General features: G+C 71.5%; 15 protein-coding genes. 5 read left to right on the top strand and 10 right to left on the bottom strand.

The window, feature by feature from the left end; all coding sequences use genetic code 11:
* Genes tilS through dacB form a run of 3 tightly spaced genes read right to left on the bottom strand, consistent with a single transcriptional unit; the run spans position 1 to position 3,510 of the window.
* Positions 1-975, bottom strand: coding sequence for a tRNA lysidine(34) synthetase TilS (gene tilS, locus ABD120_RS33850; protein ID WP_343954364.1), 975 nt, complete (start codon positions 973-975; stop codon positions 1-3).
* A gap of 8 nt (positions 976-983) precedes the next feature.
* On the bottom strand, positions 984-2,060 hold the full coding sequence (locus tag ABD120_RS33845; protein WP_343954362.1) for a zinc-dependent metalloprotease: 1,077 nt from the start codon (positions 2,058-2,060) through the stop codon (positions 984-986).
* A gap of 43 nt (positions 2,061-2,103) precedes the next feature.
* The gene (gene dacB, locus ABD120_RS33840) at positions 2,104-3,510 is read right to left on the bottom strand and encodes a D-alanyl-D-alanine carboxypeptidase/D-alanyl-D-alanine endopeptidase (RefSeq protein WP_343954361.1); all 1,407 of its coding nucleotides are present in this window, start codon (positions 3,508-3,510) and stop codon (positions 2,104-2,106) included.
* Between the two features lie 89 nt (positions 3,511-3,599).
* Here dacB and ABD120_RS33835 point away from each other — a divergent pair, with 89 nt between their 5' ends.
* A complete protein-coding gene (locus ABD120_RS33835) occupies positions 3,600-4,091 on the top strand; it encodes an inorganic diphosphatase (protein WP_343954360.1) in 492 nt (163 codons plus the stop codon).
* Positions 4,092-4,094: 3 nt separating this feature from the next.
* Here ABD120_RS33835 and ABD120_RS33830 read toward each other — a convergent pair whose 3' ends face one another.
* The 5 genes from ABD120_RS33830 to ABD120_RS33810 all read right to left on the bottom strand — a co-directional run bounded on the left by ABD120_RS33830 (position 4,095) and on the right by ABD120_RS33810 (position 10,114).
* The gene (locus ABD120_RS33830; protein ID WP_343954359.1) at positions 4,095-5,219 is read right to left on the bottom strand and encodes a C40 family peptidase; all 1,125 of its coding nucleotides are present in this window, start codon (positions 5,217-5,219) and stop codon (positions 4,095-4,097) included.
* Positions 5,220-5,299: 80 nt separating this feature from the next.
* Complete coding sequence (locus ABD120_RS33825; RefSeq protein ID WP_343954358.1) at positions 5,300-5,956, bottom strand: hypothetical protein; 657 nt, start codon at positions 5,954-5,956, stop codon at positions 5,300-5,302.
* A 5-nt stretch (positions 5,957-5,961) separates the two neighbouring features.
* Entirely contained in the window at positions 5,962-7,551 is a 1,590-nt protein-coding gene (locus ABD120_RS33820) for a hypothetical protein (RefSeq protein ID WP_343954357.1), read from the bottom strand.
* Positions 7,552-7,627: 76 nt separating this feature from the next.
* A complete protein-coding gene (locus ABD120_RS33815; protein WP_343954356.1) occupies positions 7,628-8,437 on the bottom strand; it encodes a hypothetical protein in 810 nt (269 codons plus the stop codon).
* A 63-nt stretch (positions 8,438-8,500) separates the two neighbouring features.
* On the bottom strand, positions 8,501-10,114 hold the full coding sequence (locus tag ABD120_RS33810) for an ABC-F family ATP-binding cassette domain-containing protein (RefSeq protein ID WP_343954355.1): 1,614 nt from the start codon (positions 10,112-10,114) through the stop codon (positions 8,501-8,503).
* A gap of 103 nt (positions 10,115-10,217) precedes the next feature.
* On the opposite strand from ABD120_RS33810, the gene ABD120_RS33805 reads away from it, so the two are divergent.
* Positions 10,218-10,694 (top strand): hypothetical protein, encoded by a 477-nt coding sequence (locus tag ABD120_RS33805; RefSeq protein WP_343954354.1) that lies wholly within the window; start codon positions 10,218-10,220, stop codon positions 10,692-10,694.
* On the opposite strand, the gene ABD120_RS33800 is transcribed toward ABD120_RS33805, so the two are convergent.
* Positions 10,691-10,825 carry a hypothetical protein gene (locus ABD120_RS33800; protein ID WP_343954353.1) on the bottom strand — a complete coding sequence of 45 codons (135 nt, stop codon included), beginning with the start codon at positions 10,823-10,825 and terminating at the stop codon, positions 10,691-10,693. The genes ABD120_RS33805 and ABD120_RS33800 overlap by 4 nt on opposite strands.
* A 113-nt stretch (positions 10,826-10,938) precedes the next feature.
* Between ABD120_RS33800 and ABD120_RS33795 the strand changes: the two genes are divergently transcribed.
* Genes ABD120_RS33795 through ABD120_RS33785 form a run of 3 tightly spaced genes read left to right on the top strand, consistent with a single transcriptional unit; the run spans position 10,939 to position 13,828 of the window.
* On the top strand, positions 10,939-12,045 hold the full coding sequence (locus ABD120_RS33795) for a DUF4185 domain-containing protein (RefSeq protein WP_343954352.1): 1,107 nt from the start codon (positions 10,939-10,941) through the stop codon (positions 12,043-12,045).
* Positions 12,042-13,052 carry a DUF4432 family protein gene (locus tag ABD120_RS33790; protein WP_343954351.1) on the top strand — a complete coding sequence of 337 codons (1,011 nt, stop codon included), beginning with the start codon at positions 12,042-12,044 and terminating at the stop codon, positions 13,050-13,052. The genes ABD120_RS33795 and ABD120_RS33790 overlap by 4 nt, the downstream gene beginning before the upstream one ends.
* Positions 13,049-13,828 (top strand): SDR family NAD(P)-dependent oxidoreductase, encoded by a 780-nt coding sequence (locus ABD120_RS33785; RefSeq protein WP_343954350.1) that lies wholly within the window; start codon positions 13,049-13,051, stop codon positions 13,826-13,828. The genes ABD120_RS33790 and ABD120_RS33785 overlap by 4 nt, the downstream gene beginning before the upstream one ends.
* A gap of 13 nt (positions 13,829-13,841) precedes the next feature.
* Here the strand turns inward: ABD120_RS33785 and ABD120_RS33780 are convergent, their stop codons facing one another.
* A complete protein-coding gene (locus ABD120_RS33780; RefSeq protein WP_343954349.1) occupies positions 13,842-15,257 on the bottom strand; it encodes a S10 family peptidase in 1,416 nt (471 codons plus the stop codon).
* Position 15,258: the final 1 nt, after the last annotated feature.

Here is a 15,258-nt window from a genome sequence, read left to right as displayed (position 1 = left end):
TTACGGGATGGGACTGATGGCGAAGACCAGGGTGCCATATCGGCGCACGACGGTCAGACCGCCGGGCAGGTCGATGCCTTTCTGACCGTGCCAGTCGGTGACGAGTCGCTCGGCCGCGCGTACGTGGAGCGCCGTCAGCGCCCCCGGCGGAGCGCCCGCCGCGAGCGCCATCCGCTTGATCACCCGCCGCCTGACGGCGCCGGGGACCTCTTCGAGGGGCGGGACGGCCAGCGCGATATCGCTTAGAGCGCAATGCTGGAACACCTTTTCGGCCCACTCGTCCAGCGCGTCCGCGTCGTCCCGGGCCAGCTCCGCCGTCCGCGCCAGCGCCTGCGCCACTCCGGGACCCAGCTCGCTCTCCAGCATCGGCAGCACCACCGTGCGCACGCGTACCCGCGTGTAACGAGGGTCGGTGTTGTGCGGGTCCTCCCACGCCGTCAGTCCGAGCGCCTGGCACGCCTCGACCGTGGTCGGCCGCCCGATGCCCAGGAGAGGCCGCACGTAGCGCCCCTGGACGGCCGCCATCCCCGACAGCGACCGGGGCCCGCTCCCCCGCGCCAGCCCCAGCAGCACGGTCTCCGCCTGGTCGTCCCTGGTGTGCCCGAGCAGCACGCACGCGGCCCCGAGCCGGTCGGCGGCGGCCTCCAGCGCCTGGTAGCGCGCCTGTCGCGCGGCCGCCTCCGGACCGCCCTCCGTGCCCACCTCGACCGTGAGCACCTCGGAGAACTCCAGCCCCAGCGGTGTGGCCGCGACCCGGCGGGCCTGCTCCGCCGACCCCTCCTGCAACTGGTGGTCGACGGTCACGAGCCCGGCTCGCAACCTCAGGCGCGGCGCCACGAACGCGGCGGCGGCGGCCAAGGCCAGTGAGTCGGCCCCGCCGCTGCACGCCACCAGCACCAGCGCACCCGGCTCGACGGCCGCCAGCGCCTGCCTGACAGCCCGCCGTACGTCGGCGACGGCCGGGTGCGGGCCCATGCCTGGGCTCAGCCCTCCAGCTGGGGGCTGCCCACCACGCGGCGGATCCAGACGTCGGGGTCGGCGATCTCGGCCGTGGTCGGCAGGGTCTCCGGGGAGGTCCAGACCTTGTTGAAGCCGTCCATGCCGACCTGGCCCACGACCGTGCGGACGAAGGCGGCGCCCTCGGCGTACTGCTTCATCTTCAGGTCGATGCCGAGCAGCTTGCGGACCGTGCGGTCGAGGCGCGAGCTGCTTTCACGGCGCTGGGCGAACTTGGACCGGATGTCGAGCACCGACGGCACCACCGAGGGGCCGACGGCGTCCATGACGTAGTCGCCGTGGCCCTCGACCAGGGTCATGACCGCGGTGAGGCGGTCGAGGATCTCCTTCTGGCCGGGCGACTGGATGGCGTCGATGAGGTTGCCGTCGCCGCCGCGCACCACGTCGGCCACCGTGTCGGCGGCGGTGCGCAGGCGTTCGAGCAGCGTGGGCAGGTCGAGGTCGGAGGCGAGCAGGAACTCGGTCATCTGCGACCTGACGTACTCGCGCAGCCAGCGCACGCCGGTGAACTGCACCCGGTGGGTCTCCTCGTGGAGGCAGACCCACAGGCGGAAGTCGCGCGGGTGGACGTTCATCTCGCGCTCGGCGTGGACGATGTTGGGCGCGACCAGCGTGAGCCTGCCCGCCGCCTCCTGACCCGTGGGGTCGGGCGGCAGGAACAGCTCGTACTGGCCGAGCACGCGCGAGGCCAGGAAGGCCAGCACCGCGCCGACCTCGACGCCCGTGATGCGGGAGCCGACCGCGGAGACGATCGCGGGCGGCGGGTTGTCGCTGGCACCCATGCGTTCGGTCAAAGGTTCGAGGACCACGCGGAAGCCCTCGACGTTGGCCCGGATCCAGCCGGGCCGGTCGACGATGGTCGCCGGTTGCGGTGGCGCCTCGGTGTGAATCCGGGTGAACTCGCGTACGTGGCCCTCCGCCTCTCGGGAGAGCATGCGCAGTTCGGTGACCGCCTGCCTGGCCTCCTCACGGCTCACCTGCGGCCCGGGGCGGACGAGCCGCGTGCCGGTGGAAACGGCCAGATCCCAGTCGATCACCTGCATGCCTCCCACCGTACGTGCTCGGCGCCCGCCCCGCGAAGCAACCTCAGGACCTGGCCACGATCGCGGCCAGCCGGTCGAGCACCGGTTCGGCGTTCACCGGGACCTTGTCGGCCATGAACGCGAAGGTCAGCAGGCGTCCCTGGGCGTCGGTGGCGAAGCCCGCGAGCGTGTTGACGTTGTTGAGCGTGCCGGTCTTCGCCCGGACCAGCCCGACCTCGCCCTTGCTGTCGCGCGCGGTGAAGCGCCTGCCGTTGCCGAGCGTGCCGGAGAACCCGGCGACGGGCATGCCGCTGGCGACCGAGTGGAGCTCCGGCCGGTTCGGCGCGCCCGCGACGGCGACGAGCTTGGCCAGGGCCCCGGCGCTGATGCGGTTGCGGGTGGACAGGCCGCTGCCGTCGAAGACGGACACGCCCTGGGCGGCCCCGAGGCGTTCGAGGACCTGCTTGGTGGCCTTGGCGGCGCCGTCGAAGGAGGCGGGCTGACCCTCCTTGATCGCCACCTGCCTGGCCAGCGCCTCGGACAGGTCGTTGTCGCTGTACGTCAGAGCGTGCTCGACCAGCGCGTACACGGGCGGGGAGTCGACCCGGCCGAGTTCCGGCGCACCGGCCTCCGCCTTGGCGGGGCGGACGGTCTTGTTGGCGACGCCGATGCCGTACCTGGCAAGCAGTTTGGCGAAGGCTGTGGCCGCGACCTGCGGCGGGTCGGACACGCGGGGCTGGTTGCGCGCGGGATGCCGCCTGCCCTCGTCCATGGCGAGCGCGTGGACGGGCGCCACATGGCCGTCGGGGATGTAGGACGGCTTCCAGCCGGGCCCGCTCGACGGGCCGGTGTAGAGGGTGCTGTCGTAGCCGAGCGTGACCCTGGTGACGCCCTGTTCCTTCAGCTTGGCCGCCGTGCGCGCGGCGAGCGTCGCCATCGACGCCGGCCTCGGGTAGGTCGTCTGCTTCGCGTACGGCCCGGCCAGCATCGGATCGCCGCCCCCCACGAGCACCACGGAACCCTTGGTGCGCCCTTGGACCACCCTGGTCGACAACCTGGCGTCCGGTCCGAGCGCGGCCAGCGCCACCGCCCCTGTGACGATCTTGGTGGTGGACGCCGGGGTGAGGCCGGTGTCCGGATTGTCGGCGAAGACCCGTTGTCCGGTGGCGGCGTCGAGAACGACCGCGCCCACCCGGCTTCCGAGCGCTTTGTCACCCAGGGCATCGGTGAGCTGCCGGGTCAAAGTACCCTTAGGCGGGAGAGGTCCGTCCCCGCCCGTGGCCAGCACCGGCCCCGCGGTGACCAAGGGGACGGAGGGCCGCGCGACCGGCTGCTTCGTCGGTCGGGGCTCCTGCTTCGACAAGGCCGCCAGGCTGAAGTCGGTCCGCACGGCGTAAACACCGGTCGCGATCGTCGCGGCCTGGAGCAGGGCGAGTGTGCTCACCAGCACCCACCGCTCGCGTCGTGCCACGTCGTCCGACCTCTCTCCGCTAGTTCACCTACGAGACATTAACGCCCACCCGGGGGTACCCGGGGGCTAGGCCCAGAGAAAGGACCGCGGTGGAGTTCGACGTTGTCGTTGAGATTCCCAAGGGTCAGCGCAACAAGTACGAAGTGGACCACGTGACAGGGAAGATCCGGCTCGACCGGCTGCTGTTCACCTCCACGCAGTACCCCGCCGACTACGGCTTCATCGAGAACACCCTCGGTGAGGACGGCGACCCGCTCGACGCACTCGTGCTGCTGCAGGAGCCGACCTTCCCCGGGTGCTACATCACCTGCCGGGCGGTCGGCATGTTCCGGATGACCGATGAGAAGGGCGGCGACGACAAGGTCCTCTGCGTCCCCGCCACCGACCCCCGGATGGAGCACATCCGCGACATCCACCACGTGGCCGAGTTCGACCGCCTGGAGATCCAGCACTTCTTCGAGGTGTACAAGGACCTGGAGCCCGGCAAGTCGGTCGAGGGCGCCAACTGGGTCGGCCGCCTTGAGGCCGAGGTCGAGATCGAGCGCTCATTCCAGCGGGCCAAGGAAGAGGGCCACCACTGACGTTCAGCTCGGGCGGGTGGCGCCGACGAGATCACTGCGCCACATCGAGGCGATGCGAACGACGTCACCCGTCTGCGGCGCGTGGACCATCAGTCCGCGCCCGATGTACATCCCCACGTGGTGGATGGTGCCGGGGTCACTGGTGATCCTGCCGAAGAACAGCAGGTCACCGCGCCGCAGCTGGCTCATCGGCACGTGCGGCCCCGACGTCCACTGCGTGCCCGTCCAGTGGTCGATGCGCACCCCCGCCTGCTCCCAGGCGCGCATGGTCAGCCCGGAGCAGTCGTAGCTGGCGGGCCCGTCCGCCGCCCACACGTACGGCTTGCCGAGCTGGGTGAGCACCCAGTTGGCGGCGATGTCGCCACCCGAGGAGCCGCGCACCGGCACCGCACCGGCGCGGAAGCTGGTGCGTACGCGGGCGGCGGCCCGCTCCCTCGCCAGCCGTTCGGCCCTGCTGCGGGCGGCGTCGACCTGCTTGGTCAGCGACCTCTTCTCCCGCATGAGCCGCGCGGTCTCCCGCTCCTGCACGCGCGTCGCCCGCTCGGCCGCCTCTTTCAGCGTCTCGGCGCGTGCCGTGGCCGAGCGCTGGGCGCCGAGCGCCTGGTCGGCCTGGGTCCTGAAGATCGCCGCGACCTCCTCCGCCTGGCGCAGCCGTTCGAGGGTCATCGCGCGCTCCCCGCTCATCTGCTCCAGCATGCTGGCGCGGTGGAGGGTGTCGCTGTCGCCGCCGCCGTCGAGGAGCACGGTCATCATCGGCTTGGACAGGTCGAAGCCGCCGTACGTCTCCGCCGCGATGACCGCGACGGCCGTCCGCGCGGTGGCGACCTCGGACTCGGCGCCGGTCAGCCGGGCGCGGGCGGCGTCGGCCGTCTGCCTGGCCGCCGCCATCCGGACCAGTTCGCCGTTGTACGCCTCGACCAGCCGTTCGGTCTCCGCCGCCAGGCGGTCGAGCTCGCCCTGCGCGCTCGCGAGCCGTGCGGCGGCGCTGCCGAGGGCCTTGTTCTTGTCGCGTACGGCCTCGCGGGCCTCCGCGACGTCGTCCTGCGACGGACGCGGGTCGGCCTGAGCAGGCGGGCACAGGGTCGCCAGAGCGCAGGCGACCAGGAATCCAGCCCTGACGGAGCGCATAGAACCCCCTTCTGACGATCACTCTATGCACTCGATGCCCAGTCGTCACTCACCGCACACATTACCCGCACGTAACGTAGTTATCGCAGGCGAAACAGACGTTCTATCCAGGGCCGGACGCCCAGAACGGGGGGATTCGTCCCTCTCGGGTAGGTGAAGACCGGCGCCTGACTCCCATACGCAGCGTGAAGTTCGGCGGCCTTGCACCAGTCGGCGCCGACCCGGGCCGCCGCCCACGCGGCGGCAATCGCGGGCCGCGCCTCCGGGTGCCTGTCGTAGGTCTGGAAGAGCGTCATCGTCGCGTCGGCCGCCCGATGGCCGTCGGCCGGATAGGCGGTCGCGGCGAGATACGGCGCCGCCACGCGCCCGCCGTACGAGGTGGTGAGGGCCCAGGTCCAGTTGGCCAGCACGAGGGCGAGCACCGGGTCGGGGACGGAGGCGGCGGCGCCGTACATGCGTTCCTGCCGGCCGCCGGTGAGGCGGCGGGAGGTCCACAGCCACTCGTAGTCCGGGGGCGGCTCGCAGCCGGACAGCCAGGACAGGACGGCCAGGCCGCGCGCGGTGCGCAACCGGCACAGTTCGAGCAGGTCGCGCAGCATGCGCGGGCCCGGGTCCGGCCAGGTGGGCCACAGGACGCGATGACTCCTGGGGACCAGGTCGGCGAGGTCGTCGCTCATCGGCCGGGGGCAGACCCGGCACCCGAGGTGCGGGTCCTCGCGCAACTCGAACGCCCGCACGCCGATCAGCCTGCCGTCGGCGCGGGCGGCGCGGCGGTGCCGGTGGACTGGGGTGGGGGCTGGGTAGCGGACGTGGGCTGGGGTGAGGGCTGGGTCGTGGGCCGGGGTGTGGGGTCCGGGGTGGGTGCGGGCCGGGTCGGTGTGGGGGTGGCGGGCGGGCGGGTCGGGCTGCCGGTCGGCGGGCGCGTGGGTCGCGGGGAGGACGGACGCGTGGGCCGTTCCGACGGCGGGCGCGTGGGCTGGGCGGTCGGGGTGCGGGTGGGGCGGCTGTGGGGGTCGCGGGTCGGGCGGTCGCCGGGGTTGTCGTGAGGGTCTCCGCCGGGATGGGCGGTCGGCGCTTCCTCCGGGTCCACGGTGTCCGGGTCGGACTCCTCGGGCAGCGCGGGCGGTGTCGTCAGGACCGGCCGGGTCGGACCGGACACGGACGGGACGGGGCGGCCCACCGGGTCGATGACTCTCGGGTCGCCCATGCCGACCGGCCCGCCCGTGGCGTACGGGTCGCCGGGGTTCGGTCCGCCCGAGAAGCGGGGGTCGCCGGGATCCGGTCCGCCCGGCAAGCGTGGGTGGTCGGCGTCTGAAAGGTGCGGGTCGTCGGTGTCGTTCTGGTTCTGGCGGGTCTGCCACGGGGGACGGAAGGCGGGCGGCACGCCGGTCACCGGCAGGGGCCCGGTCAGCACGCCGGCCAGGCCGGCGTGTTCCGTGCCGAACTGCTGGAAGATCATCCCCACCGAGGCGGCTGCGGCCACCGCCGCCAGCGCGCCCACCAGCGCCTGAGGCCAGCGACGAACCGTCTGCTCCCCGTGGCCGGGAAACCCGGCGGAGTCGAGCGCCCCCGAGCGCCCGGCCACATAACGCCGGTACGGCGCCAGCTCAGGATCGGCGAAGCAGCTCAGCACCCTGACCCTGAGCTCCTCCGGCGGATCGGGGGCGGGCAGCAGTCCGAAGACCCACTCGGCGGTCGGTTGCGCCCAGGGCGCGCAGTCGTCGCACTCGGCGCCGTGTCTCACCAGCCGGGCCCGCAGGTCGGCGGTCAGCTCGCCGGCGAACCCGGTCATCGCGCGGGCCCGCCCCGGGCAGTACGGCCCCTTCCTGGCGAGATGCTCGGCGGTGGCCGCGTCGCGCAGCCGTGCCCGTGCCTCCTCGGCGTCCGAGGCGGCCTGGCGGGGCGTGAGCGAGAGCACCGTCGCCGCCTCGCCCTCGGTCAGGCGGTGTCCGTGCACCAGGTCGAGGAGTTCGCGGTCGCGGGCGGGCAGACTCTGGAGCGCGTTCCAGGCGATGACCCGGAGATCGGCGTCCTCGTGGCCCCCGGCGTCCGGCATCGGATCCACCGGGCCCGGCACCGACAGGCGGCGGCGCAGGCACTCGCCGCGCGCCAGTGCGTACAGCCAGGGCCGCAGCCGGTCGGGGTCGGCCAGCGCGGCGATGTGCGCCCGCGCGGCGATGAGCGTGTCCCTGAGGGCCACCTGCGCGCTGTCGGAACTGCGCAGCAGGGACCAGCAGTACCGGTGGATGCCCTCGGCGTGGGCGTCGTACAACTCGGCCAGGGCATCCGGATCATCAGTACGCAGCGCATCGACGAGGACACGATCAGTCATGTAGCTGAAGGTAATGGATTGGTAACTAGCAGTTCTACCGATTCAGCGGTAATGACAGGAACGCCGTATGGTTATGTCACTGTTTGACGGCTTCGCCGGGCAGTGCGGCGCGGCCCCGGTCGATCTCGAACGGCTCGGTCCTCGGTGCCACCGTGTGCACCGGCCGGGCACCGCCCAGCGCCAGATCGTCGTACGGTTTGCCCGTCGAGCCCCACGTCCGCGCGACCACCTCGGTCCGCGCCGCCCGCGCCCCGTTGGGCAGGCCCTCGACCGTCAGGATGAACCGGGGCGGGCTGCCCGCCTCCACGTCGTCGACGAACGCGTGACCGCCGCCGATCAGCTTGCCGGAGGCGTCCCGCAGCAGCGCGTTGACCACCAGGCTGCTGGCGGGCCGGGTGTACGGGTTGGCCACGTATCCGGTGATCAGGTAGCTGCCATCCTTCTGCCGCATCGTCTGCACCCCCGAGACCGGGAAGGTGCGGAACGCCGAGGCGATGCGCGCAGCGGGCCGCCAGGTGGCCGGGCGGTACTCGATGGTGACCTTGGCGGGCCGGCCCGTCGCGAGCGCCTGCCCGGCGAACGGCAGCGTGCCGCCCGGCGGCACCGCGTCGAGCGGCTGATCCATCCGGACGACCTCGGTGCCCTTGGCGTCGCGGCCGATGACCGTGGCCACCACGTGCTCGCCGAAGTGCCAGGGATTGCCGTTGGTGAGGACGCCCGCCCAGTTCACCGCGTAGCCCGAGGAGGTCTTGACGGTGTTGGACACCTGTTCCTTGAGCACCAGCGGCTTGAGCTGGACCGGCTGCACCGCCTCCGGCGACGAGCAGGCGGTGAGGACGGCCAAGGAGATCGCACCGAGTGCGACGGTTCGGCTACGCAGGATCACTTTGCCGTGATAACCGGTCAATCGGTGTGGCACGCGAGGGACACGCGTGCGCACACCGACTCTTTACCCTCGGGCGCGGACGACCCGGCCCTCGTCCCAGACCGGCGCGGGGGCCTCGTAGACGCCGCCGTCGGAGCCGAACACCAGGAACCGGTCGAAGTCGGCGGCGAACCAGCGGTCGTGGGTCACCGCGACCACCGTGCCGTCGAAGGCGGCCAGGCCCGCCTGCAGCGCCTCGGCGCTGGCCAGGTCGAGGTTGTCCGTCGGCTCGTCGAGCAGCAGCAGCGTGGCGCCGGACAGTTCGAGCAGCAGGATCTGCAGGCGGGCCTGCTGGCCGCCGGACAGGGTCTCGAAACGCTGCTCGGCGACCAGGCCGGCGAGCTCGTAGCGGGCCAGGATCTTCATGGCCTCGTTCTTGAGCCGCGCGTGCTCGGTCATCACGATCTCGACCGACGTCCGGCCCTGGAGGTCGGGCCGGGCGTGCGTCTGCGCGAACAGCCCCGGCACCACCCGGGCGCCCAGCCTGGCCACGCCCGTGTGCGCGACGCCGTCGCCGGACAGCAGCCGCAGGAAGTGTGACTTGCCCGAGCCGTTGGAGCCGAGGACCGCGACGCGCTCGCCGTACCAGACCTCGGTCGAGAACGGCTTCATCAGGCCGGTGAGCTCCAGGCCCTCCAGGATGACGGCCCGTTTGCCGGTGCGTCCGCCCTTGAGGCGCATGCGGATGTTCTGCTCGCTCGGCGTCTCCTCAGGCGGGCCCGCCTCCTCGAACCGGCGCAGCCGCGTCTGGGCCGCGTGGTAGGGGGCGGCCATGCCGTCGTTGTAACGCGCCTTGTTCTGCAGCATGACGACCAGGGCCTTGAGCTTGGCACGCTCCTCGTCCCAGCGGCGGCGCAGCTCCTCCAGGCGGGCGTTGCGCTCACGGCGGGCCTCGGCGTACGTGGCGAAGCCGCCGCCGTGGATCCACACGCCGCCGGACTCCACGGTGATGAGCCGGTCGGCGGCGTTGGCCAGGAGCTGCCGGTCGTGGCTGACCAGCATGACCGTCTTGGGCGTCTCGCGCAGCCGGGCCTCCAGCCACTCCTTGCCCGGCACGTCGAGGTAGTTGTCCGGCTCGTCGAGCAGCAGTGTCTGGTCGGGGCCGCGCAGCAGCGCCTCCAGGACGAGCCGCTTCTGCTCGCCGCCGGACAACGTGGCCACGTCGCGGTATTTCACCTTGTCGTAGGCGACGCCGAGCGCGGCGACCGTACAGGTGTCCCAAAGGACCTCGATGTCGTAGCCGCCGGCGTCCGAGTAGTCGGTGATCGCCTGCGCGTAGCGCAGCTGCGTCTTCTCGTCGTCGCGTTCCATCATCACGAGCTCGGCCCGCGCGAGCTTCTCCGCCGCCGCCCGCACGGCCGGCGGGGCCACGCCGAGCAGCAGGTCGTGGACGGTCGAGCCGTCCCGAACGCTCCCGATGAACTGCCGCATCACGCCGAGCCCGCCCGAGCTGGCCGTGGAGCCGTCGACAGGCTGCAGATCGCCTGCCACCAGGCGCATCAGCGTCGTCTTCCCTGCCCCGTTGGGGCCGACCAGCGCGGCTTTGACGCCGTCGCCGATCCGGAAGGAGACGTCGTTGAGCAGCGGCCGCCCGTCGGGAAGCACGTATGTGAGGTGTGCGACCTCGACGTGTCCCACTGAGAATCCCCCTTCGGTCTCCGCGCAGGCTACCCGCCCGCCCGCCGGGTCGGCATCCCATTTGTGCGGATCCTATCTGAACTACTTCAGATATCATCACGTCATGACCACGAAGAACTTTCCCTACAGCGCCTTCCTTCGCGGCCCGTCCCACGTGCTTCCGTCTCTCGACCACGCTGACGTGATCCTTGAACGCCGGGGCGAGGAGGATCTTGTATTGATGCGGGCAGAGCGATTCGAGGCGAGCGCGGCCAGCCTGCGCATCGCCGCGCGCGCTCTGGCCATCGTGGCGCGACGCAGTGACAGCCTCGCGGAGGAGGTTCTCGCCGAGGAACTGCCCTGGGTGACGTGGCTGCCGGACACCGAACGTCAGGCTTGTGTGCGCGAGCTTCTCGGACACCTGATCGCGGGAGCGGATACCGGCGAACTCCTGCCGTTCGGCCGCGCCCTGGCATCCTGGCGCTCCACCGCAGTGGCATGGAGTGATCCGCAGCTCGCCCGCGAACTCCAAGGACCGTTCCCCGGCGACGGACCGGAAGTCCCCCGGCCCCTACCGACAGACCGGCGCAAGGGTCGCTAACCGCGCGACCCGTTTCGTAGGTCGTTCAGCTCTTCGTCCACGCCCGTGACGCCGTGCATCTGCTCGCGGATCCGCGCGAGGAGCAGTGTCGCCCTCTCCCGGCGGCCGTCCGCCTGTGTGTCTTCACTCATGTGCGCAATCTAGTGGCGGCGGCGACACACGATGGTTCCTTTGGGGCTAGACAGTAAGTCATCTGATGACTAGAACTGTAGGGACCTCACCTCCTCCCCCCTACGGATGCGTGATGAAGCGTCTTCTGCTGTTAATCCCCCTCCTCCTCACCCTCTTCCTGATCCCCCAGCAGGCCACGGCCGCCACGGTCGCCTGTACCACGCCGACCTTCCAAAGTTCCTCCACCAACCAGCGGCTGACCAGCCTGTTCACCAACTACGGCAACGACAACTCCCGCCATGACGACTGGACCGGCGCCGACGGCACCTACTCCGTCCGCCTGCCCAACGGCCGCGAGCTGTGGGTCTTCTCCGACACCTTCCTCGGCCAGGTCAACGCCGACGGCACCCGCCCGAAGGTCGTGGAGGAGGGCGGCACGACGGTCTTCCTCAACAACTCCTTCGCCGTCGAGAACGCGGGCAAGCTGCGCACGATCTACGGCGGCACCCCGGGCAGCCCGGCCGCGCTCATGCCGCCCCGCGACAAGAACCACTGGTACTGGGCGGGCGACGCGACCGTGGCGGGCAACCTGGTCGAGGTGACCTTCCAGGAGTACGAGCGCTTCGGCACCGGCGCCTGGGACTGGCGCTGGCACCGCAACGTGGTGGCCCGCTTCCCGGTCGGCAACCTGAGCCAGCCGGTCAGCGTGCACGACCTGCCCTCGGGCAAGGGCGTCGCCTGGGCCTCCGGCATCCTCAAGGACGGCGGCTACACCTACGTCTACGGCGTCGAGGACCAGGGCGCCACCAAGCACATGCACCTGGCCCGGGTCCAGGGCCAGAGCCTGGTGGGCACCTGGGAGTACCGCAAGGCCGACGGCACCTGGTCGCCCAACGAGGCCGACTCCGCCCGGCTGATGAACGGCGTGGCCAACGAGTACAGCGTGACGAAGATCGGCGACGCGTACGTGCTCATCACGCACGACACCACCGAGGCGCTCAGCGCCAGGATCGTGGCCTACTCCTCGTGTTCGCCCACCGGGCCGTTCACGAACAAGCAGCTCCTCTACACGACCCCGGAGACCGGCGGCAACATCTTCACCTACAACGCCCACGCCCACCCGTACGCGGCCGGTAACGGCCTGGTCGTGTCCTACAACGTCAACAGTTTCGTCAACACCGACCACTACAACGATGTCTCGATCTACCGGCCGAGGTTCATCGACGTGAGATTCGGGTGAGGCGGAACTGGGCCGCCCGGCTGCACCGCATCTCCGTGGAGGGGATGCGGGCGGTCGTCCTGGAGAACGAACTCCTCCGCGTCACCGTCGTCTGCGACAAGGGCGGCGACGTGGTGGAGTTCCTCCACAAACCGACGGACACCGACTTCGTCTGGCTGTCCCCGCAGGGGCTGCGCGACCCGCGTACGCACCTGCTGGGGGCGGCCGACGACGTCGCCGGGTTCGTCGACCACTACGAGGGCGGCTGGCAGGAGGTCTTCCCGAACGGCGGCGCCCCCAGCCGCTACCGTGGCGCGCGGCTGGCGCAGCACGGGGAGGTCTCCGGCCTGCCGTGGGAGTGCGAGATCCTCGCCGACACCCCGGAGGAGGTGTCGGTACGGCTGAGCGTCAGGACCCGGCGACTGCCGTACCTGCTGGAGAAGGTCTACCGCCTGCGCTCGGGCACGGCCGTGCTGGAGACGGAGGGCCGGGCCACCAACGAGGCGGACCTGCCGCTGCACGCGATGTGGGGTCAGCACCTGGTGTTCGGGCGGCCGTTCCTGCGTCCGGGTCACCGGATCCGGCTGCCCGAGGGCGTGCGGGTGGTCCCGCACGAGAGCGCGATCGGCCCGAGCGGGCGCCGGGTGCGCGCGGGCGGCCCGTGGGAGTGGCCGGTGGTGCCCGCCGACGGCGGCGGCGAGATCGACCTGAGCGTGATCCCGCCCGAGGGGACGCCGAGCGACATCGTGTACCTGACCGGGTTCACCGACGGCTGGTACGAGATCATGGGTGAGATCGGCATGCGGGTGGAGTGGGACGCGAGCGTCCAGCCGTACCTGTGGCTGTGGCAGGAGCTCGGGGCCGCGAAGGACTACCCCTGGTGGGGGCGGGCCTACGTGGTCGGGCTCGAACCGTTCGCCGGCATGCCCACCGACGGGCTGGCGGCGGCCGTTGCGGGCGGCACCGCGCTGACGTTCGGCCCGCACGAGACCAAGGTGACGACGCTGCGCGCGGAGGTGCTGACATGAACGACCCTGACGACTTCGCCGGAAAGGTGGCCCTGGTCACCGGCGGTTCCACCGGCATCGGCCGGGCGGTCGTCGAACGCCTCGAAGCGGGCGGCGCGTCCGTCGTCTTCTGCGGCGCCGAGCCGGGCGCCGCGAGCGAGCGGGAGCGGGTGACGGGGGTCGTCGCCGACGTACGGTCCGCCGCCGACATGCGCGCGCTGGCCGACCTCGCCGTCAGCAGGTACGGCGGCCTGGACGCGGTCGTCACCTGCGCGGGCGTCCAGCGGTACGGCACCGTTGAGGACACCACCGAGGAGCTGTGGGACGAGGTCCTCGACATCAACCTCAAGGGCGTCTACCTGACCTGCCAGGCGGCGGTGCCGAGGTTGCGCGAGCGGGGCGGCGGCTCGATCGTGGTCGTCTCGTCGGTGCAGGCGTTCGCGTCGCAGACGCGGGTGGCCGCGTACGCGACGAGCAAGGCCGCGCTGAACGGCCTGGTCCGGTCGATGGCGCTGGACCACGCCGCCGACGGCATCCGGGTCAACGCGGTCTGCCCCGGCTCGGTGGACACGCCCATGCTGCGCTGGGCCGCCGACCTGTGGAAGGGGGACCGTACGCAGGAGGAGCTGCTGGCCGAGTGGGGGCGCTCGCACCCGCTGGGCCGGGTGGCCAGGCCCGCCGAGGTCGCCGAGATGGTGGCGTTCCTGGCAGGCGAGCGGTCGTCGTTCATCACCGGCGCCGAGCACCGGGTGGACGGCGGGCTGCTGGCCCAGGTGCCCGTGGTGCTGCCCGAGTGATCAGGCCGAGTGATCAGGCCCGGACAAAAGCTGCAAGGTCGGCGGACTGCTGAAGCCTGCTGGGCTCGTGGACGTACATCATGTGCCCGGCCTCGTAGTACTTGAACTCGACGTTGGCCAGCAGTTCGCGCGGCACCCGGAGCTGGGCGAAGGTGTGCTCGGTGGCGTAGTACGGCGTCGCGCCGTCGTGGTAGCCGCTGGCCACGTGCACACGCAGGTGCGGGTTGCACCGCATGGCGGCGGCCAGTTTCTCGGTCACGTGCACGTGGGCGCCCTCGAACTCCTTGTACGACCACGGGTGCACCCTGCCGGAGATCGTCTCGTACGGCAGGTCGCTGGTGTAGCCGAGTTCGGCCCGCAGGTAGTGGTTGATCGCGGTGCCGAACGGCCCGAGGATCGCGCTCATGCTGGGGTCGCGCTGGTAGGTCTCGCGTCCGCCGTCGGACTCCCAGCCGGTGAAGCGCCCGTCGAGGCGGCCGACGGTCTGCCCGCGCGAGCGCAGCAGCTCGGCGAAGAAGCGCAGGTGCTCCACGCGGAGTTCGACGCGGTCGATGTAGTCGGCGGCGAGCCCGGTCAGCGCGGCGGTGCGCGCGACCAGGTCGGCGCGTTCGTCGGCGGTCAGCCGGTGGCCTCTGGCCAGGCCCCACGGGTAGTCGCGGGCGGCGAACTCCTCGGCCTCGCGCAGCACGTCGGCCAGCGGCCGGTCGCCGTGCAGGCCGTGGTGGTGGGCGATGGCCGCGTACGTCGGCAGGTAGAGCGCGTAGCCGAGGTCGTGGCCCGGGTTGAACTCCAGGCTGGCGAAGTCGAGCACCGACGAGATCAGCATGAGGCCGTTGAGGTACATGCCGAAGCGGGTCTGGAGGTGGTCGGCGAGCGCGGCGGCGCGCAGGGTGCCGTACGACTCGCCCGCGAGGTACTTCGGCGACATCCACCGCCCGTTGCGGCTGGTCCACAGGCGGATGACCTCGCCGACGGACTCGATGTCGCCGCTGAAGCCGTGGAAGGGGCCGGGCTTCTCGCCCTTGGCGGCCCGGGAGAAACCGGTGGAGACCGGGTCGATGAACACGAGGTCGCTGTGGTTCAGCAGGGTCTGCTCGTTGTCCCCCAGCGCGTACGGCGGGGGCAGCAGGGCGCCCGCGTCGCCCATGAGGACGCGACGTGGGCCGAGCAGTCCGAGGTGCAGCCACACGCTCGACGAGCCGGGCCCGCCGTTGAAGGCGAAGGTGACCGGCCTGGTGCGGGGGTCGGCGCCGTCGAGCGTGTAGCAGGTGACGAACACCTCGGCCTTGGCCTGGTGTCCGTCGAATGCTCCGTCGGTGAACGATTCCTCCCGCAGGACGACCGTTCCCGTCCTGGCTGTGTACGGCAGCCCGGACGCCAGGGTGTGCCTGCTGGTGACGATGTTGTCAGCGGGGGTTTCGTTCATCATG

This window comes from Nonomuraea longicatena (genome assembly GCF_039525605.1).
GTDB lineage: Bacteria > Actinomycetota > Actinomycetes > Streptosporangiales > Streptosporangiaceae > Nonomuraea > Nonomuraea longicatena.
The sequence above is the reverse complement of the archived record's forward strand: the minus strand, read 5'-3'. Positions and strand labels throughout refer to the sequence as shown.

Excerpts from the sequence above, each read along its gene's own strand:
- tilS (WP_343954364.1), bottom strand. The coding sequence starts at position 975 with ATGGGCCCGCACCCGGCCGTCGCCGACGTACGGCGGGCTGTCAGGCAG.
- ABD120_RS33820 (WP_343954357.1), bottom strand. The coding sequence starts at position 7,551 with ATGACTGATCGTGTCCTCGTCGATGCGCTGCGTACTGATGATCCGGAT.
- ABD120_RS33780 (WP_343954349.1), bottom strand. The coding sequence starts at position 15,257 with ATGATGAACGAAACCCCCGCTGACAACATCGTCACCAGCAGGCACACC.
- ABD120_RS33805 (WP_343954354.1), top strand. The coding sequence starts at position 10,218 with ATGACCACGAAGAACTTTCCCTACAGCGCCTTCCTTCGCGGCCCGTCC.
- ABD120_RS33785 (WP_343954350.1), top strand. The coding sequence starts at position 13,049 with ATGAACGACCCTGACGACTTCGCCGGAAAGGTGGCCCTGGTCACCGGC.
- ABD120_RS33795 (WP_343954352.1), top strand. The coding sequence starts at position 10,939 with ATGAAGCGTCTTCTGCTGTTAATCCCCCTCCTCCTCACCCTCTTCCTG.
- ABD120_RS33800 (WP_343954353.1), bottom strand. The coding sequence starts at position 10,825 with ATGAGTGAAGACACACAGGCGGACGGCCGCCGGGAGAGGGCGACACTG.
- ABD120_RS33830 (WP_343954359.1), bottom strand. The coding sequence starts at position 5,219 with ATGCGCTCCGTCAGGGCTGGATTCCTGGTCGCCTGCGCTCTGGCGACC.
- ABD120_RS33845 (WP_343954362.1), bottom strand. The coding sequence starts at position 2,060 with ATGCAGGTGATCGACTGGGATCTGGCCGTTTCCACCGGCACGCGGCTC.